Source organism: Nocardia brasiliensis NBRC 14402 (assembly GCF_000308475.2).
Lineage (GTDB): Bacteria > Actinomycetota > Actinomycetes > Mycobacteriales > Mycobacteriaceae > Nocardia > Nocardia brasiliensis.
In genome coordinates this window covers 1-17,496 of record NZ_BAFT02000075.1, presented here as the reverse complement: position 1 = coordinate 17,496, position 17,496 = coordinate 1, and the positions used below count along the sequence as shown (strand labels likewise).

Annotated in this window: 18 protein-coding genes; 12 read left to right on the top strand and 6 right to left on the bottom strand. The window is 68.6% G+C overall.

What is annotated here, in order from left to right:
- The first annotated feature begins 211 nt into the window (after nucleotides 1-211).
- A complete protein-coding gene (locus tag TY25_RS27220; protein ID WP_042260703.1) occupies nucleotides 212-1,387 on the top strand; it encodes an acyl-CoA dehydrogenase family protein in 1,176 nt (391 codons plus the stop codon).
- 108 nt (nucleotides 1,388-1,495) lie between these two features.
- Nucleotides 1,496-1,873 (top strand): DUF6401 family natural product biosynthesis protein, encoded by a 378-nt coding sequence (locus tag TY25_RS27215; RefSeq protein WP_042260700.1) that lies wholly within the window; start codon nucleotides 1,496-1,498, stop codon nucleotides 1,871-1,873.
- A gap of 60 nt (nucleotides 1,874-1,933) precedes the next feature.
- On the opposite strand, the gene TY25_RS27210 is transcribed toward TY25_RS27215, so the two are convergent.
- Nucleotides 1,934-2,818, bottom strand: coding sequence for a mechanosensitive ion channel family protein (locus TY25_RS27210; RefSeq protein ID WP_042260784.1), 885 nt, complete (start codon nucleotides 2,816-2,818; stop codon nucleotides 1,934-1,936).
- Between the two features lie 396 nt (nucleotides 2,819-3,214).
- Between TY25_RS27210 and TY25_RS27205 the strand changes: the two genes are divergently transcribed.
- A complete protein-coding gene (locus tag TY25_RS27205) occupies nucleotides 3,215-3,685 on the top strand; it encodes a DUF4254 domain-containing protein (RefSeq protein WP_042260698.1) in 471 nt (156 codons plus the stop codon).
- Here the strand turns inward: TY25_RS27205 and TY25_RS27200 are convergent.
- Complete coding sequence (locus TY25_RS27200; protein ID WP_081869141.1) at nucleotides 3,682-4,812, bottom strand: AbrB family transcriptional regulator; 1,131 nt, start codon at nucleotides 4,810-4,812, stop codon at nucleotides 3,682-3,684. The genes TY25_RS27205 and TY25_RS27200 overlap by 4 nt on opposite strands.
- A 369-nt stretch (nucleotides 4,813-5,181) precedes the next feature.
- Between TY25_RS27200 and TY25_RS27195 the strand changes: the two genes are divergently transcribed.
- Nucleotides 5,182-6,552, top strand: a complete 1,371-nt coding sequence (locus TY25_RS27195; protein ID WP_042260695.1) for a purine-cytosine permease family protein — start codon at nucleotides 5,182-5,184, stop codon at nucleotides 6,550-6,552.
- A gap of 26 nt (nucleotides 6,553-6,578) precedes the next feature.
- Nucleotides 6,579-7,385, top strand: a complete 807-nt coding sequence (locus TY25_RS27190; protein WP_042260693.1) for a DUF72 domain-containing protein — start codon at nucleotides 6,579-6,581, stop codon at nucleotides 7,383-7,385.
- A 39-nt stretch (nucleotides 7,386-7,424) separates the two neighbouring features.
- Here the strand turns inward: TY25_RS27190 and TY25_RS27185 are convergent, their stop codons facing one another.
- Complete coding sequence (locus TY25_RS27185; protein WP_029899291.1) at nucleotides 7,425-8,801, bottom strand: cystathionine beta-synthase; 1,377 nt, start codon at nucleotides 8,799-8,801, stop codon at nucleotides 7,425-7,427.
- A gap of 108 nt (nucleotides 8,802-8,909) precedes the next feature.
- Between TY25_RS27185 and TY25_RS27180 the strand changes: the two genes are divergently transcribed.
- Genes TY25_RS27180 through TY25_RS27170 form a run of 3 tightly spaced genes read left to right on the top strand, consistent with a single transcriptional unit; the run spans nucleotide 8,910 to nucleotide 11,561 of the window.
- Complete coding sequence (locus TY25_RS27180) at nucleotides 8,910-9,389, top strand: hypothetical protein (protein WP_042260691.1); 480 nt, start codon at nucleotides 8,910-8,912, stop codon at nucleotides 9,387-9,389.
- Between the two features lie 20 nt (nucleotides 9,390-9,409).
- Entirely contained in the window at nucleotides 9,410-10,300 is an 891-nt protein-coding gene (locus tag TY25_RS27175) for an SGNH/GDSL hydrolase family protein (RefSeq protein ID WP_042260689.1), read from the top strand.
- 40 nt (nucleotides 10,301-10,340) lie between these two features.
- A complete protein-coding gene (locus TY25_RS27170) occupies nucleotides 10,341-11,561 on the top strand; it encodes an acetyl-CoA C-acetyltransferase (protein WP_042260687.1) in 1,221 nt (406 codons plus the stop codon).
- Nucleotides 11,562-11,619: 58 nt separating this feature from the next.
- Here the strand turns inward: TY25_RS27170 and TY25_RS27165 are convergent, their stop codons facing one another.
- The 3 genes from TY25_RS27165 to TY25_RS27155 all read right to left on the bottom strand — a co-directional run bounded on the left by TY25_RS27165 (nucleotide 11,620) and on the right by TY25_RS27155 (nucleotide 14,370).
- On the bottom strand, nucleotides 11,620-12,483 hold the full coding sequence (locus TY25_RS27165) for a Bax inhibitor-1/YccA family protein (protein WP_042260684.1): 864 nt from the start codon (nucleotides 12,481-12,483) through the stop codon (nucleotides 11,620-11,622).
- Between the two features lie 139 nt (nucleotides 12,484-12,622).
- Nucleotides 12,623-13,774, bottom strand: a complete 1,152-nt coding sequence (locus TY25_RS27160; protein ID WP_042260682.1) for a class I SAM-dependent methyltransferase — start codon at nucleotides 13,772-13,774, stop codon at nucleotides 12,623-12,625.
- Between the two features lie 119 nt (nucleotides 13,775-13,893).
- Nucleotides 13,894-14,370: a hypothetical protein gene (locus TY25_RS27155; protein ID WP_226887174.1), complete on the bottom strand. Its 477-nt coding sequence runs from the start codon at nucleotides 14,368-14,370 to the stop codon at nucleotides 13,894-13,896.
- A 293-nt stretch (nucleotides 14,371-14,663) separates the two neighbouring features.
- Here TY25_RS27155 and TY25_RS27150 point away from each other — a divergent pair, with 293 nt between their 5' ends.
- The 4 genes from TY25_RS27150 to TY25_RS27135 all read left to right on the top strand — a co-directional run bounded on the left by TY25_RS27150 (nucleotide 14,664) and on the right by TY25_RS27135 (nucleotide 17,322).
- Entirely contained in the window at nucleotides 14,664-15,248 is a 585-nt protein-coding gene (locus tag TY25_RS27150; RefSeq protein ID WP_042260679.1) for an AMIN-like domain-containing (lipo)protein, read from the top strand.
- A 54-nt stretch (nucleotides 15,249-15,302) separates the two neighbouring features.
- A complete protein-coding gene (locus TY25_RS40815) occupies nucleotides 15,303-15,887 on the top strand; it encodes a DUF6153 family protein (protein WP_052383228.1) in 585 nt (194 codons plus the stop codon).
- Nucleotides 15,888-15,970: 83 nt separating this feature from the next.
- Nucleotides 15,971-16,594 carry a DUF305 domain-containing protein gene (locus TY25_RS27140; protein WP_042260677.1) on the top strand — a complete coding sequence of 208 codons (624 nt, stop codon included), beginning with the start codon at nucleotides 15,971-15,973 and terminating at the stop codon, nucleotides 16,592-16,594.
- Between the two features lie 176 nt (nucleotides 16,595-16,770).
- Nucleotides 16,771-17,322, top strand: coding sequence for an Rv2240c family protein (locus tag TY25_RS27135; protein WP_042260676.1), 552 nt, complete (start codon nucleotides 16,771-16,773; stop codon nucleotides 17,320-17,322).
- Nucleotides 17,323-17,496 lie beyond the last annotated feature (174 nt).

Sequence of the window (17,496 nt, the reverse complement as noted above, 5' to 3'; positions counted from 1 at the left end):
CTGGTCGGGCTACCGGGTCGTAGAACCACCGCTCGCGCCGCATTGTTCCGCGCGACGGGCCACCCAGTCCGAGGCCGATCGGACAGATCGACACACTTCCCCCTGGTCGCCGTTGTAATTCCACAGTCAGGCCGCAGCAGCAGAAATATTTCCTGCCAGTAGGGGTGGTGAACCCGATCTCACCGGCCCGGCGGCCAATTAGGCTGAGCGCATGGTCACTGTGGAAGAACTGTTCGCGATCGATTCCCTCCTCTCCGACGACGAGCGCGAGATCCGCGACACCGTCGCCGCCTTCGCCGCACAACGGCTGCGCCCGCACATCGCGGACTGGTTCGAGGCGGGCACCTTCCCGGCCCGCGAGATCGCTCCCGAACTGGGCAAGGTGGGCCTGCTCGGCATGCACCTGGACGGCTACGGCTGCGCGGGCATGTCGGCCACCATGTACGGGCTCGCGTGCCAGGAGCTGGAGGCGGTCGATTCCGGCGTGCGCAGCATGGTGTCGGTGCAGGGTTCGCTCGCGATGACCGCGATCCACAGGTACGGCTCCGAGGAGCAGAAGCAGCAGTGGCTGCCCGAGATGGCGGCGGGCCGCGCGATCGGCTGCTTCGGTCTCACCGAACCGGATTTCGGCTCCAACCCCGGCGGCATGCGGACCAGGGCCAAGCGCGACGGCTCCGACTGGGTGCTGAACGGTTCGAAGATGTGGATCACCAACGGTTCGGTGTCCGATGTCGCGGTGGTGTGGGCGCAGACCGAGGACGAGGGCAAGCAGGTGATCCGCGGCTTCCTGGTGCCCGCCGGGACCAAGGGTTTCACCGCGCGTGAGATGCACCGCAAGCTGTCGCTGCGCGCCTCGGTGACCGCCGAACTCGATCTCGACGACGTCCGGCTGCCCGCCGACGCGGTGCTGCCGCAGTCGCGCGGGCTGGCCTCGCCGCTGGCCTGTCTGAGCGAGGCCCGGTTCGGGATCATCTTCGGCGCGCTCGGCGCCGCGCGGGACTGCCTGGCCGCGACCATCGACTACGCCCGGACACGTGCGGTGTTCGACAAGCCACTGGCCGCCTACCAGCTGACCCAGGCGAAGCTGGCGGACATGGCCCTCGAATTCGGCAAGGGCCAGCTGCTGGCCCTGCACCTCGGCCGGTTGAAGGACCGCGGCGCGGTGACCCCGGAGCAGGTGAGCGCGGGCAAGCTGAACAGCACGCGGGAGGCCATCGCGATCGCCCGCGAGTGCCGGACCATCCTCGGCGCCAACGGCATCACGCTGGACTACCCCGTGCTGCGGCACGCGAACAACCTCGAGTCGGTGCTCACCTACGAGGGCACGGCCGAGGTGCACCAGCTGGTGCTCGGCCGCGCGCTCACCGACGCGAACGCCTTCCGCTGACGGATCGAATACGAAGCCGGTAATTTGCTGAAACTCACCAATTGGCACAAGCCGAACGGGAGAATTGTCACAGTTTCATCAAGACACGCCGGTTGCTAGCATCGCAACATGTTCCTGCTCGGCCCCGCGTTGCTCGAAGTGTCGGCACGCAAGATATTGAACCGCCTGCACAAGACGCACGGGGTACCGGCGCTCGCTGCCGCGGCGCAGTTGCCCGCGCTCTCCGCGGCACTGGACCAGCACGCGGCGGCCGTGCGCGACATTCTCGAATGGGGTGTCGAGGATGCCGCGCGGGTACCCGCGCACGTGCTGCTCGCGGGTTACGCCCGCGGACTGCTCGATCAGGTCCGCGAGGCCGCGGCCGGCGCCGAACGGACACCGCTCACCAGCGCCGCGCCCGGCGATCTCGGCGGCTGGGCCGGCGCGGACTGGTTGCAACTGCGCCTGGCCGGAGTCTGCCTGCACGCGTCGCGCACCCCCGCCTGACCGCGAAGACGTCCGTCACCAGCTCGGCTGATGACGGACGTCTTTGTCTCGCTGGATGATTCAGCGATCGGTGCCCGGGTCCCGATAGCCCATGTATTCACCGGAACGCTGGTAGGAACCTCCGCCCTGCTGGTACCCGCCACCGTGCATCGCGCCCTCGTCCCACTGCTGGCCCTGCTGGCCGCGGGCGGCCTGCTGATCCATCCACAGCTGCTCGCGCGAGGCGTCTTCGCGGCCGCGCGAGTACGCCTCCGCATGGCCCTTGACCGCGGGCATCTCCTCTTCCAGCCCGCTCAGCCAGTTCTCCCAGCGCTGCTGCATCGGACGGACCATGCCGCCGCCGACACCGACCACCAGGATGCCGCCGATGGTGGCGAGCACGGTGATCAGGATCGGCATGGTGACCGACATGGCCACCCCGATCTGGTTCAACGCGGCCACGATGCCGACGCCCCATATGAACACGGCCGCGATCCGGCCGATCATGGCGCCGTAGGAGAGACCGCCGAGCATGTTGCCGACCAGGTCACGCACGGCGGAGGCGATCGCGCCCGCGATGACCACGATGATGATCGCGACCGCGGCCTTGGGTAGCCAGGAGACGATGCCGTCGAGCAGATCGCTGACCGGATTCGGGCCGAACACGCCGAAACCGAGCTGCAACGCGATCAGCAGGATCGCGTAGTAGGCCAGCTTCGCGAGCAGATCCGAGGCGTCGTAGCGGCTCCGCGACATCATCTGCCGCAGCCCGCCGCGCTCGACCAGGCGGTCGAAGCCGACCCGGTCCAGCACCTTGTCCACGATGGTCGACACGATCTTCGCGACGACCCAGCCGATGAGCAGGATGACGAGGAATCCGGCCAGTTTGGGGACGAACGTGGCGACGGAACTCCATGCGTCGGAGAGGCCCTGCTGGAAATCGATAGCCAAACTGGAGGTGTACATGCCCATCCCTTCGCTATCCGATTAGCCGGGGCGGTTTGCCGAGGCTGCTTCAAGGCCGGTTATACCCCGGCGACATCACTCGAACCCTCTGTTTGCAGCTAATTTGCCACATTGATGCATTCCGCGCGACAAGTAACTCGAAACGATATGCCGGTCGGCCGCATTCACAACCGACCGAGCGGTACGTGGAGAAGATTGTTACGACCTGTCATCGGAGTGCCATCTCGCTGTCACCGACACGCCGAGGTTGACCGTTCACGCTGATACCCGGATCCGGCATTGGGCAATGCCTCTCGCCCGACACCACCCGGAGGTGCACGATGAAACCGCTGTCAGCCGAACCTGCCGACCGCAGGACCGACGCCGAACGGAGCCGTAAGCCGTTGGGAGCCCGCGATGTTCGTGCGTGAGCGGGCCCTGCTCGCGACGGGCACCATCGCTCGGCCACTACCCGAACAGCGCGAACTCGTCGCCGCCTTCGGCGACTGCCCGGGCGATCCGGCCACCGACCATCCGCTCGTGAGCTGGGCCCGCGCGCTGGGCGCGCTGCATCGGACCCGCCGCGGCAACCCGCTCGCGGCCGCCGGAATCGATTGCCGCCGTGCCGAATTGGTCGCCGCGATCGACGCGTGGGTAGCCGCCCAGGTGCCGCACCGCCGCTCCACCGAGCACCTGCGGTCGGGTTCGCTCGGCGGCACCGTCGATCGGATGGCCGCCGCCCACGTGCACGCCAGCCACCTGCTGCACACCGCGGAGCAGGTATCCGACGACCGGGTGCATGCGGCGTGGTATCGCCTGGCCCAGCTCGCGGACGAGTGGACCGATCTGATCGTGGGCGCGGTGCCGGCGCGGACGCGAAAGGCCTAGGCGACGAGTTCGGGTTGCGGCGTGAACTGCCGCTGCGACACCCAGCGCATGCCGCGGGTCAGCAGCGGCAGCATCAGCACCATCAGCAGCAGCCGCAGGCTCTGCACGCAGGTGATCAGCGGCAGGTTCGCGTCCATCGACTCGGCGGTGGCCAGCACCGCGTTGATGCCGCCGGGCGTGGTGGCCAGGTAGATGTCGGAGAGCTCCAGGTCGACGAAGGTGGCCACGGCGAAAGCCAATCCGGCCACGATGGCCGAGAGCGCGACGATGGTGACCGTCATGCCGGGGATCATCCGTGCCATCTCGGTGACCACGGCCTTGGTGAAGCGGGTGCCGACCTCGAAACCGATGAGCACGAACAGCAGGTCCTTGAACAGGTTCGTGGGGGCGTACCCGTGGCTGACGCCCAACCCGGTCAGTACCGCGGTGAGCATCATCGGCCCGATCAACGCGGGGCTCGGCAGGTGCAGCCGCCGGCCGAGCTTGGTGCCGATGATGCAGAGCATGATCGCGATCGAGAGCCCGGCCACCTGGTCACCGCGGCCGACGATCATCCAGCTCGGCAGGTCCGGGTTGGTGACCGCGCCGCCGAGGGTCACGTGCGCGGCGGTGAGTCCGCCGGTGTTGTTGTTCAGCAGCGCGCCGAGCGCGGGCGCGCTCACCGCGACCAGGGCGACCCGCAGGTACTGCATGAACGCCACCTGGCGCGGATCGGCGTCCATATCGTCGGCGCAGGACACCACCGCCGCGGAGCCGCCGGCCAGCAGGCCGAGCGTCGCGGTCGGCAACTCCACGTGCGCGAGACGAGCGAACACGACCGCGACGAGCAGGCTGATCACCAGCGTCGCGACCGTCACCGCGAGCACCGGGATCAGCGCCAACCCGATGCTGGACAGCAGCGAGATCTCCAGATAGCTGCCCATCAGCACGCCGAGCATGCCCTGGACGCCGAGCGTGAGCCGGCGCGGAAGCGGGGTCGGCAACTTTCCGGTCAACGCCAGCGCGCCGCCGACAACGATCGCCAGGATCATCTGTGGCGCCGGAAAGTGCACACGATCGAGAAGGTGCGCTCCGGCAAGCACCGAGGCCAGCAGAGCTACCCATCCGATCACTTGCCTGCGCGTCATACCTAGTAATCCTTGCTGCCGCTAATGAACAATCCGTTACGGCTCCGTTATCGGGGTCGGCGGCGGTTGTGATTCGCGACGCAATTGCGCCATTCCCCATGTCAGAGCGGAGATTTCGGAGTCTCGCGCACAATTCGAAGAACATCAGGCAGTGCAGATCGACGAGCCGGCGAACTCATCGTTCACCACCACAAACGTACCTCGCGCCCGCAGAGCGCGCCGCTCGACGAGGGGCCGCGTGTACTATTCGGCCGGAATCACCCCACCGCGGGAGCTCGGGCACGGCCGGGCTGAGAGGGCGGACCCCAGCGCTTCGCCGACCGCATGAACCTGTCCGGGTAATGCCGGCGTAGGAAGAGCGTTTCGGGCATGTCTGCATCGACCCTGCACAACTCCGAACGGCACGAAGCACCGTTCACCCTCGACGAGCCCGCCCCCAAGGTGCTGTCCTTCTGGGATCAGAGCGCATTCTGGGCAAACCTCGGCGTCAGCCTCATCGCCTTCTCCGGCGCGTACACCGTGCTCGCGCCGAACACCGACGGCGCGGCGCAGATCTCCATCGCCGCGGGCATCCTCGCGATGATCGTCGGCACGGTCGTCGGCGGCGTCATGCTCGGCTTGGCCGCGGTGCCGGGCGCGCGCACCGGCAAACCCGCGATGGTGCTGCTGCGCGGGCTGTTCGGCGCGAAACTGAGTTACCTGCCGACCGCGCTGAACATCGCCCAGCTGATCGGCTGGGGCACTTTCGAATTGATCGTGATCGGGGACGCGGCCGACGAACTGTTCGGCGGCGGACCGCACTGGCTGTACGTGGTGGCGGCCGGTGTGCTCACCACCGCGCTGACCATCTGGCCACTGGGCTCGGTCCGGATGCTGCGCCGGTTCGTCACGGTCGGTGTGGTGCTCGCGCTGGTCTGGTTCTACATCCAGTTCTTCCGCGGCGGACTGCCCGATCTGACGGCCAACCCCGGTCCGCACGGCAGCGGCCCGTTCGGCGTCGACTGGAATTTGTTCTGGATCGCTACCGACGCGGCGCTGGCGGTGTCCATCTCCTGGGTGCCGGTGGCCGCCGACTACACCCGGCACGCGCGCAGTACCCGCAGCGCGTTCGGCGCGGCCAGCGGCGCGTACGCGCTCACCCAGATCGTCGCCTACATCCTCGGCCTGTTCGCGCTGGCCCGCGCGACCGGCGACGGCCAATACTCGCCGTTCCTCCAGGTGACGCTGGGTGGCCTGTTCTTCTTCGTCTTCGTGCTGCGCGAGGCGGACCAGTCCTTCGCCAACGTGTACTCCACCGCCGTGTCGATCCAGAACCTGTGGCCGCGCCTGGATCGGCGGGTGCTCTCGATCGGGCTCGGCGCGCTGATCACGGTGCTCGCGCTGCGCCTGGACATGGCCAACTACTTCGGCTTCCTCGGCCTGATCGGCTCGGTGTTCGTGCCGCTGCTCGGCGTGCTCGTCGCCGACTTCTTCCTGCGCGCCCGAGGTGAATGGAACACCGCCGCCGACGCCCCGCCCCGCTGGGGCATGGTCGTCGCCTGGCTCGCCGGGCTCACGGTCTACCAACTGATCAACCCGGGTGATGCCGGGGTGTGGACCGATTTCTGGGTGCGCGTGCAGGAGCTGCTGCACTTCGGCAAGCAGGCGTGGATGAGCGCGTCGCTGCTGTCGTTCCTGGCCGCGGTGCTGGTCGCCTGGGTGTTCGGACGGGTCGCGGCCGCACGCAAATCCGCCGCCTAGCCGGGCACTGCTGCCACGATGGAGACATGGGCCAGATCCGGATCGGCACGTCGGGGTGGGTGTACCCGCCCTGGCGTGGTGTCTTCTATCCCAAAGGCGTGCCGCAGAAGCGCGAGCTCGCGTACCTGTCGGAGCGGCTGAACAGCGTCGAGATCAACGGTTCTTTCTATGCGCTGCAACGCCCTTCGAGCTATCAGAACTGGGCGAACCTGACGCCGGACGATTTCGTGTTCGCGGTGAAGGGCAGCCGGTTCATCACCCATATGAAACGGCTGCGCGACGGCGATGAGCTCCTGGCGAACTTCCTCGCCTCCGGCGTGCTGGCCCTCGGCCCGAAACTGGGGCCGATCCTGTGGCAGCTGCCGCCGAACTTCCAGTTCGATCCCGAGGTGCTCACGACCTTCTTCGCGCACCTGCCCCGCTCCACCGCGCACGCCGCCGCGATCGCGAAACAGCACGACCACCGGGTGGATCCGGCGCATACGAGCACCGACGCCGATCGCCCGCTCCGGCACGCGCTCGAGGTGCGGCACCCGAGCTTCTGCACACCGCGGTTCACCGAGCTGCTGGCCGAACACGAGATCGCCGTGGTCGTCGCCGACGCCGCGGGCAAGTTCCCGTTGCTCGAGGAGGTCACCGCGGATTTCGTCTACATCCGCCTGCACGGCCACGACGAGCTCTACGTCAGCGGCTACACCGACGCGGGTCTGGACATGTGGGCGGAGAAGATCCGCACCTGGTCCGCCGACCACGACGTCTACTGCTATTTCGACAACGACGCCAAGGTCATGGCACCGCGCGACGCGATCGCGTTGCGGGCACGGCTGAGCTGAGCGCACCCCTGCGCCATCCGGGCAGGGGTGCGCGCACGACTACGCGTTGAGGAACCCGAGCAGGTCGTGCCGGGTGATGACGCCGACCGGCTTGCCCTCCTCGACGACCATCAGGGCGTCGGTGTCCGAGAGCGCCTTGGTCGCGGCCGAGATCGGCTCGCCGGAACCGATCAGCGGGAACGAGGCGCTCATGTGCTGGGCCACCGAATCCGTCAGGTGCGCACGGCCTTCGAACACCGCGGAGAGCAGATCGCGCTCCGAGACACTGCCCGCGACCTCGCCCGCCATCACCGGCGGTTCCGCGCCGACCACGGGCATCTGCGAGACGCCGTACTCGCGCAGGATCTCGATGGCATCGCGCAGGGTTTCGGACGGGTGCGTGTGCACCAGGTCCGGCAGGGCGCCCGACTTGCCGCGCAGCACATCCCCGACCAGCGGTTCGGCGGTGCTGCCGTCGAGCCGTTCGCGCAGGAAGCCGTAGGAGGCCATCCACTTGTCGTTGAAGATCTTCGACAGGTAGCCGCGCCCGCCGTCGGGCAGCAGCACCACCACGACCGCGTCCGGATCCCGCCGGGCGACCTCGATCGCCGCGACCACGGCCATGCCGCACGAGCCGCCGACCAGCAGCCCTTCCTCACGGGCCAGGCGGCGGGTCATGTCGAACGAGTCGGCGTCGGAGACCGCGATGATCTCGTCCGGGATGGCCGGATCGTAGGCCGAGGGCCAGAAGTCCTCGCCGACGCCCTCGACCAGGTAGGGCCGGCCGGTGCCGCCGGAGTAGACCGAACCCTCGGGATCGGCGCCGATGATCTTCACCTTGCCGCCCGACACCTCCTTGAGGTACCGGCCGGTGCCGCTGATCGTGCCGCCGGTGCCGACGCCGGCGACGAAGTGGGTGATCTTGCCCTCGGTGTCGCGCCAGATCTCCGGACCGGTGGTCTCGTAGTGGCTTTCCGGGCCGCCCGGGTTGGAGTACTGGTCCGGCTTCCACGCCCCGTCGATCTCCTGGACCAGGCGATTCGAAACGCTGTAGTAGCTGGCCGGATCTTCCGGCGCCACCGCGGTCGGGCACACCACGACCTCGGCGCCGTACGCGCGCAGCACGTTGCGCTTGTCCTCGCTGACCTTGTCGGGGCAGACGAAGACGCAGTGGTAGCCGCGCTGCTGGGCGACCAGCGCGAGGCCGACGCCGGTGTTACCGGAGGTGGGCTCGACGATGGTGCCACCGGGCCGCAGCTGTCCGGACTGCTCGGCGGCCTCGATCATCTTCACCGCGATCCGGTCCTTGGAGCTGCCACCCGGATTCAGATATTCGATCTTGGCCGCGAGCAATCCCGCGGTCGGTTCGATGACAGAGTTCAACCGGACCAACGGCGTGTTGCCGATGAGGTCCACGACATGGTCGGCGATGCGCATGACCCCCATCGTTCCAGATGCCCGGAGTGTGAGTTCGCGCACGCCACGCGGAACCCCTACCGCGCGACAAACCGGGAAACCGGTACGCCCGCCTTTAGGATCCCCCACATGAGGCAGCCGAACATCGCTCGTGCCGGTGTCGTGCTGGCCGGAGCGGCACTCGCCGCGCTGGTCGGACCCGGTGCACCCGCCAACGCAGTGACCACCGAGTTCCCGCAGGTGCCGACGCTCGCGCACGGCGGTCTCTGCTGGACCAGCATCCGCACCTGGGCCGAGGTGAACCCGGCCTGGCCCGGCCGCGCCATCCTGAACATCCAGGCGCTGCCGCTGGCCGGCGTCGGGTCCGGTGACTACCCGTTCGCCCCGGTCTGCGAGGTGCGCACCATGGTCGACTGGCGCAACACCACCACCGGCGCGGCGGGCCGGTACGAAGACACCGTGGTGACCAGCATGTACGGCAGCATCCAGTACGCGCTGTTCCAGGACACCGGCCCCGGCCGCATCGAGGTGACCGTCTCCACCGACGCCGCGAGCATCCCTGCGCGCGGCACGTTCGACGTGCCCGCTCCCCCTGCCCCGCCTGCGTGAAGTCGGTATCTTTAACTTCTGTGAACGCACCACGGGTCGGCTGGCGGACCGCAGCGGTGACCGGTGCCGCGACCGTGCTGGCCGGTTCCGGCGCAGGCACCGCGTGGTGGGCCACCTATCGACTGCTGACCGCGCAGGCGGGTACCGCGCGCGGCGTGATCGGGCGCGACACCTCGAAACCGCCTGAGGCGGACGGCATCTACACCGCGGGCTGCCTGGCACCGGAACCCTGGCGCGCGGGCAGACAGGCCGACCTGCACCTGATGATCTTCGGCGATTCCACCGCGGCCGGTGTCGGCTGCCGGGTCGCCGACGAGGTCCCCGGGGTGCGGCTGGCCCGCGGGCTCGCCCAGGCCACACAGCAGCGAATCCGATTGAGCACCAAGGCGATCTCGGGCGCCACCTCCAAGGGCCTGTCCGGTCAGGTGGATGCGATGTTCGTGGCGGGCCCCCCGCCGGACGCGGCGGTCATCCTCATCGGCGCCAACGACATCACGAAGAAGCACTCCGTCCGGGCCTCCGCGCGTCGGCTGGCCGCGGCGGTCGCCCGGCTGAGCCGCGCCGATGCCGTGGTGGTGGTCGGCACCTGCCCGAATCTCGGTACCGTGACCGCGATTCCGCAGCCGCTGCGCACGGTGGTGCACAACTGGAGTCTGCGCCTGGCCCGTGCGCAGACCGTGGCCACCACCGTCGCGGGCGGCGTCCCGGTGCCGATGGGCTATCTGCTCGCACCGGAATTCCGGGCCCAACCCGAATTGCTGTTCGCCGAGGACGGTTTCCATCCGTCGGCGGCGGGCTACGAACTGGCCGCGGCACAGTTGCTTCCGGTCCTGCTCGAGGTGCTCGGCGAGCCGACCCCGGGTGCTCGTGCCCTGGGGCGCGACGTAGATTCGGTAAGAACCCGCGAGTAACAAAGCGGGCTCGCTCGTACCCTCCGACAAAGGAGTCCTCATGCCTGAGGCTGTCATCGTCTCGACTGCCCGTTCCCCGATCGGCCGGGCGGCCAAGGGATCGCTGGTCGACATGCGGCCCGACGACCTGACCACCCAGATCGTCCGCGCGGCACTCGACAAGGTGCCCGCTCTGGACCCCAACCAGATCGATGACCTGATTCTCGGCTGCGGTTCGCCGGGTGGCGAGTCCGGTTTCAACATCGCCCGCATCGTCGCCGTGCAGCTGGGTTACGACCTGGTGCCGGGCACCACCGTGCACCGCTACTGCGCGTCGTCGCTGCAGTCCACCCGGATGGCCTTCCACGCCATCAAGGCGGGCGAGGGCGACGTGTTCATCTCCGCGGGCGTCGAGACCGTGTCCCGGTACAAGAACGGTTCCGCCGACAGCTGGCCGAACACGCAGAACGAGCTGTTCGCCGAGGCGCAGGCGCGCACCGCGAAGACCGCCGAGGGCGGCGCGGGCGCGTGGCACGACCCGCGCCAGGACGGCCTGATCCCGGACGCCTACATCGCGATGGGCCAGACCGCGGAGAACGTCGCCAGCTTCACCGGTATCACCCGCGAGGAGCAGGACCGCTGGGGCGTGCGGTCGCAGAACCGGGCCGAGGAGGCGATCAAGAACGGCTTCTTCGAGCGCGAGATCACCCCGATCACGCTGCCCGACGGCACCGTGGTGTCGAAGGACGACGGCCCGCGCGCGGGCGTCACCTACGAGGCGGTCAGCCAGCTGAAGCCGGTCTTCCGCCCGGACGGCACGGTCACCGCCGGTAACTGCTGTCCGCTCAACGACGGCGCCGCCGCGCTGGTCATCATGAGCGATACCAAGGCCAAGGAACTGGGCCTGACCCCGCTGGCCCGCATCGTCTCCACCGGCGTCTCCGGCCTCTCGCCCGAGATCATGGGTCTCGGCCCGATCGAGGCGTGCAAGCGCGCACTCGCCTTGGCGGGCAAGTCGATCGACGACATCGACCTGGTCGAGATCAACGAGGCGTTCGCGGTACAGGTGCTCGGCTCGGCACGCGAGCTGAAGATCGACGAGGACAAGCTGAACGTCTCCGGCGGCGCGATCGCGCTCGGCCACCCGTTCGGCATGACCGGCGCCCGCATCACCACCACGCTGCTCAACAACCTGCAGACCTACGACAAGCAGTTCGGTCTGGAAACCATGTGCGTCGGCGGCGGCCAGGGCATGGCGATGGTCATCGAGCGCCTGAGCTGATCGAACGAAAAGACCCCCGGCCCAACGGACCGGGGGTCTTTTCTTTGTGTCCGGGTTATCAGTCGCGCTGGAAGTAGCTCAGCAGCCGCAGGATCTCGACGTAGAGCCAGACCAGGGTGACCGTCAGGCCGAGGGCGACGCCCCAAGCGGCCTTCTCCGGCGCCTGGGCGCGGATGAGCTGGTCGGCGGCGTCGAAGTCGAGCAGGAAGCTGAACGCCGCGATCGCGATGACGACCAGGCTGAAGACGATGGCGAGCGGGCCGCCGTCACGCAGGCCGAGGCCGCCGGAGATGAAGAAGCTGGCGACCAGGTTGCCGAGCGCGAGCACCAGCACACCGATCATCGCGCCGACGATCATCCTGGTGAAGCGCGGGGTCACCCGGATCGCACCGGTCTTGTAGACCACCAGCATGCCCGCGAAGACGCCGAAGGTGCCGAGCACCGCCTGCGCGATGAGCGCGCTACCGCCGACGCCGCCGAACTCGACGTTGGTGAACATGAACGACAGCGCACCGACGAACAGGCCCTCGAACACCGCGTACGAGAGCACGAGGACCGGGTTGTCCATCTTGTTCGCGAACGACGCGATCAGCACCAGCACCAGGCCGATCAGGCCGCCGCCGATGACGAACAGCGGGGCCAGCGAGGTGTTCGCGTTGGTGAGGCCGTAGGAGACGATCGCCGACAGGGCGAGCACGCCCAGCGTGATGGCGGTCTTGGTGACCACGTCGTCGATGGTCATCGCGCGGGTGCCCGCGGGCGCCTGCTGATAGGGCTGCGGCTGCTGGTACTGCTGTCCGTATTGGTTACCGAACTGCTGGCCCATCTGTCCCGCGCCGGCGACGCCCGACCCGAAGTTGGCGTAGCCACCGCCCTCTTGCCGAGGCAGGTTTCTGAAAACCGGATTGCTCGTGGTACGCACGTGCGTCCCTTTCTGGTCGTTGCCGCTGTTCGCCGAGTTTTCGCTCGATCATCCAACTGCTTGGTCCAACGTTCACTGCCTGGTTCTAGTTCCCGGAAGCGTTTTCCCGGGAACAGCACCTAGGCGGACAATTCGGACTCTACCGCTGCTGCGCGTCGTGTAAACCACGCACGGACCGAGTGACCGTGAATTTGCGGTTGCGACCGATCACATCGGTGTGGCCGACCATCCGCTCGATCACCCCGCGATAGTTCAGATGGGAGTTGAACACCGTCCACAGCTCGCCGCCGGGCCGCAGCACGCGGCCGGTCTCGGCGAACATCTTGATCGCCGACCCGGTGTGCACGGCGGCGCCGACGTGGAAGGGCGGGTTGCACAGCACGAGGTCCGCGCTGTTGGCGGCGGCCGAGGACATGGCGTCGTCGCGCACCACGGTCACCCGGTCGGCGACCTCGTTGACGGCCACCGTCGCCCGGGCCGAGGCCACCGCCGCGGCCGATTGATCGGTGCCGACCACCTTGATGCCGGGACGCGCCTTCGCCAGCGCGACGGCCAGTATCCCGGTGCCGCACCCCAGGTCGATCGCCTCGCGGGCATCGGGTTTCATCCATTTCAGGTGTTGCAGCAGGAATCGCGTGCCGATGTCCAGGCGCGCGCCGGAGAAGGCCGCACCGTGCGCCACCACGTCGATGTCGAGGTCGTCGAGCCGGTCGCGCACCGGAAACGGCGGGCTGCCCACCGGTTTCGGCCCCGTGACCAGCAGCGTCCGCGACTTCTGCCGGCCCCGGCTGGCCCGCACCTCGGAAAAGGATTGCGCCAGAACATCGTTCATCGACTTGGTCAGATACTTGTCCCGCCCGCCCGCGAAGACCACCACGTCCGGGTCGGCGTAGCGCGCGATGGCGTCGGCGACCTCGGCCAGCCCGGCCAGCGCCCGCGGCAGTCGCAGCAGGACCACGCGCACACCGTCGAGCAGCCCGGCGCCGAGCGGGTGCGCGGTGTAGCGGTCGGCGAATCCCAGGGCGCGGGCGTTGTTGGCCAGCGCCAGTTCGCCGGTGAGCAGATCCTGATGCACCCGGACATCGCGCAGGTCGTGCGCCGCGATGGCGCCGATGGTCAGCGCGCCGTACGCGTCGCCGAGGATAGCTATCTTTCCGCTACCGTCAGCGGTCAGCGCCTCGGCAGCGACGTCGAGGATCAGCCGATCGGCGGCATCCACGGCGTAGAGGTTTAGTGCCTCCACATCCGGATACCGCCGCAGCCGGCTGAGTACCTCCTCGACATCTGTCACGCCTCAAGTGTGCTAGATCGTTGCCCTGACGTCACATCGGCCCCCGGCAATTCGCCGGTTCCGCGTGGCGTGGCGTCCTGCGCGTCGGGCGAAATGCCCAGCAGCGCAGCTTATTCAGCTCAGTTGGCCCCTACTTTGCCGCCGATAGGGGTTACCGCGTGCCACACCCCACCGACACCTTGCCCGAGCAGGTCGCCGGGTTTCGCGTCGGCGGCGAAGAAATAGACCGGCCAGCCCGCGATCGTGACTTGGCATGCGCCATCGGCACGTTCGACGAAACCGAGGAGTTGCGGATCCACGCCTGTGACGTAAACCGCTTGGCCACGCTGGGCGAGCACCGGCGGCCATTTCGCCGCGCAGTCACCCGCGCAGTTCGCGGCGGGCGGCTGGGCGGTGTCCTTGTCGAATCGGTACACCGCACGTCCGGTAGCCGTAACATGCTGTCCGACAGCAGCATTGTCGGCGACCGCGAGCTGTACGGCATTTGCGCCGGTCGGGGCAGTGCCACGGTAGATCTGCAACCAATCCTGCGTCTTGGCGGGCGACTCGCTCTGCGACGCCGCCGCGGGCGCCTGCGCGGCGGCCGACACGGCCACGGGTGGTACCGCGGCGGTCGCGGGTCGCTCCGGCGCGGGGCTACCGCACGCACTCAGCAAACCGGCGAGAAGCACCGAGGCAGCGGCGAATGGCCCGACTACTGGTTGGAAGCGCTTGATCGACAACATTTTTCGTACCCTCCGCAGCGATCGCCAGGGCGCGGTTCGCGCCCGGTCATCGACAACAACGGGGCAGGGTGAGCGCCGGTTCAGCGACCCGGCCGATCGATGGCAAACATCGAGAAACCCGCAAATCCCGCGCATCGCCGCGGTCAGCGTTTACCATCAGCCACATGCGTAACAGGACGGTGTGCACGGTCGTCGCGATGGCCGCGCTGCTCGCGGGCTGCGGCAGCGACGACGGATCCACCGCGAGCACCCCTGCCGCGAGTTCCTCGACCACCGGCACCCTCGCCGAGGCGCCGCCGGTCACCCGCGACGCACTACCCAAGCGCGGCACCGCCTCCGGCGACGCGGGCCTCACGGTGACCAACATCCGGATCGGGCACCAGCCCGGCTTCGACCGGGTGGTCTACGACCTCGGCGGCAAGGGCACGCCGGGTTGGATCGTGCAGTACACCGACCGGGCCGTGCAGGACGGCAGCGGCAAGACGGTCGACGTCGCCGGCACCTCCATCCTCGAGGTGCAGATCCTCGGTTCGGCGTATCCGTTCGACAGTGCCGTCACGCCGTACGCGGGCCCCGATCCGGCGCGCGACCCGAGCGCTCCCGGCGTCGCGGGCGTCTACCGGACCCTCGTGTTCGAGGGGACCACGCAGTCGTTCATCGGCGTCGAGGCCGATCGGCCCGGATTCTCCGTCAGCACGCTGAACAATCCGACGCGCCTGGTCATCGACATCGCCACCCCGAAGCAGTAGGTACCGCCAGGGGGTATCGCGGAGGGGCCGCCGAGCCGTCATTACACTGGCCGCGTGGTCGAACTGCGCCTACCGCTCCCCGCACCCGGGCTCGCCCGGGCGCTGCGGGCGCTGGTGCTCCTGGCCGGGATCGTCGCCATGCACACGGTGGTTTTCGCCCTGCCCGCCCATGGACATGCCCAGTCCACGGACCACACCGCGCGCGCTGTCCAGGCGGCCGCAATGTCCGATAGCGAGCACGCTGCCGACCCGGTCATCGCTGTCCAGGCGGCCGCGATGCCCGATAGCGAGCACGCTGCCGACCCGGTCATCGGTGCCGCGGTGGCCACGCTCCGGCCGGCCGGACACGGCGACTCGATACCAGCGGCACCGGCCCGTGCCACGGCCGACGGCGAGCACGGCGTGAGCGGACCGGACTGCGGGGGCGCGGGCTGCTCCGGCACCCACGGCGCGATGCACGGCTGCGTGTTCATCCTGGCTGCCGTCACTTTGCTGCTGGCTCTGGTCGTGCTCTACCGCCTGGCCGTCGACCGGCCCGGCACCGCCGCCGCCCCGCTACGCCACCGGCGGCCCCGGCGCGAACGCGCACCACCCTGGACCGTGCTCTCCCTGGCCGAATTGTCGATTCTGCGGATCTGACAGACGGTTCGGCGACCGCTCGAACGGTCGTCGCTTCGTCGTGCCCGAAACCCAGTCATTCGCAATACGCAAGGAGCACAACCATGTTCACCAGCCGTACCCGGATCACGACCGCCGTCGCCGCGGTCACCACCGTCACCGCGCTGTTCGCCGCGGGCTGCGGCGACGACGACTCGAACACCATGCCCGGCATGGATCACGGCAGTTCGAGCACGTCCGCGTCGTCCAGCGCCTCCGCCGCCCGCACCGACTTCAACGACGCCGATGTCACCTTCCTGCAGATGATGTATCCGCATCACGCACAGGCGGTGGAGATGGCGCAGCTGGTGCCGAGCCGCAGCCGAAATCCGCAGTTGCAGGCTCTCGCCACCGGCGTAGAGCAGGCGCAGGCCCCGGAGATGCAGCAGATCACGACGCTGCTGCAGAGCTTCGGCAAGCCCGCGCCGGACACCGGCGGACACTCCGGGCACAACATGCCGGGGATCATGACCCCTGAGCAGATGAGCGCCCTGCAGGCCGCGTCCGGTCCCGACTTCGACCGGCAGTGGCTGACCATGATGATCGAGCATCACACCGGCGCGATCGCCATGGCCGAGACCGAACTCGCCGACGGCACGAACGGTGACGCGAAGGCGCTGGCCCGCAGCATCATCGATGCCCAGCGCACGGAGATCGACACCATGCGCGGCATGCTCGGCCAGCGCTGACCACCGGGCCGAGCGCACCGGGACCTCCGCGGACCGGTGCGCTCGGCTCGTAGGTATCGATTGCTCATCTATCCGGGTCTGTGCAGGTGACGACCCCACCCGTCGCGACGTACCGTCGATAGGTCCGGCATCGGGCAGCACCGGCCCGGCCGGATCTGTCGAGGGAAGGGGCCGACATGCACGGACTCGAACGGACCGGACTGCTCGCCGCGGGCGCGGCGACCGCGGCGGGCGTACTGATCATCGGCGCCTGTTCACAACAGGTCTCCGGCACTGCCGAGGTGAACCGCACCGATCTGGCCGCATACACCTCGGAGGTCACGGCCTCCTCGATCGCGGCGTCCTCGGCCAGGGCGGCTGCCATCGAACGCGCGACCGGGTCGGCCTGCGATGCCTTCCTGGCCGCCAACGGTCGTTCGGTCCAGGCCTTCAACGATTACATCGGGCTGAGCAACGACCGCGGCCGCAACGATCCGGAGGCGAACGGAAAGGCCGATATCGCCGTCACCGCGCTGCACGACGGCGCGCGGTCGGTCGACCAGAAAGTGACCAAGGAGGTGCCGTCGACCATCGCGGATGTGCTGCACGCCTACCGCGACGACACCAACGCCCTCGCCGACACCCTGGCTCGGCGCGCGGACACCGACACGCTCAACGCCAGCATCGACAAGTTCAACGCCACCAAGGACACCGCGCTCGCCGCCTGCGCGGGTCACGGCACCCGCTAGCGCTACGCGGCGCGTTCGAAGAACTTCTCCAGCAGCGCGTTGAACGGCTCGCCCGTGTCCGGCACCAGGTGGCCCATGCCCGGACAGACCGCACGCTCGCCACCGGCCTGTTCGGCGATCGCGTCGCAGACCGCTTCGAACGCCGCCGAGTGCCCGCCGGACACCGCCAGGACC

Bases quoted from the DNA above. Each gene is read 5' to 3' on its own strand.
- TY25_RS27185 (WP_029899291.1), bottom strand. From the start codon at position 8,801: ATGCGCATCGCCGACCATGTCGTGGACCTCATCGGCAACACGCCGTTG.
- TY25_RS27190 (WP_042260693.1), top strand. From the start codon at position 6,579: ATGGGCCAGATCCGGATCGGCACGTCGGGGTGGGTGTACCCGCCCTGG.
- TY25_RS27170 (WP_042260687.1), top strand. From the start codon at position 10,341: ATGCCTGAGGCTGTCATCGTCTCGACTGCCCGTTCCCCGATCGGCCGG.
- TY25_RS27140 (WP_042260677.1), top strand. From the start codon at position 15,971: ATGTTCACCAGCCGTACCCGGATCACGACCGCCGTCGCCGCGGTCACC.
- TY25_RS27135 (WP_042260676.1), top strand. From the start codon at position 16,771: ATGCACGGACTCGAACGGACCGGACTGCTCGCCGCGGGCGCGGCGACC.
- TY25_RS27215 (WP_042260700.1), top strand. From the start codon at position 1,496: ATGTTCCTGCTCGGCCCCGCGTTGCTCGAAGTGTCGGCACGCAAGATA.
- TY25_RS27150 (WP_042260679.1), top strand. From the start codon at position 14,664: ATGCGTAACAGGACGGTGTGCACGGTCGTCGCGATGGCCGCGCTGCTC.
- TY25_RS27205 (WP_042260698.1), top strand. From the start codon at position 3,215: ATGTTCGTGCGTGAGCGGGCCCTGCTCGCGACGGGCACCATCGCTCGG.
- TY25_RS27195 (WP_042260695.1), top strand. From the start codon at position 5,182: ATGTCTGCATCGACCCTGCACAACTCCGAACGGCACGAAGCACCGTTC.
- TY25_RS27210 (WP_042260784.1), bottom strand. From the start codon at position 2,818: ATGTACACCTCCAGTTTGGCTATCGATTTCCAGCAGGGCCTCTCCGAC.
- TY25_RS27200 (WP_081869141.1), bottom strand. From the start codon at position 4,812: ATGACGCGCAGGCAAGTGATCGGATGGGTAGCTCTGCTGGCCTCGGTG.
- TY25_RS27220 (WP_042260703.1), top strand. From the start codon at position 212: ATGGTCACTGTGGAAGAACTGTTCGCGATCGATTCCCTCCTCTCCGAC.
- TY25_RS27180 (WP_042260691.1), top strand. From the start codon at position 8,910: ATGAGGCAGCCGAACATCGCTCGTGCCGGTGTCGTGCTGGCCGGAGCG.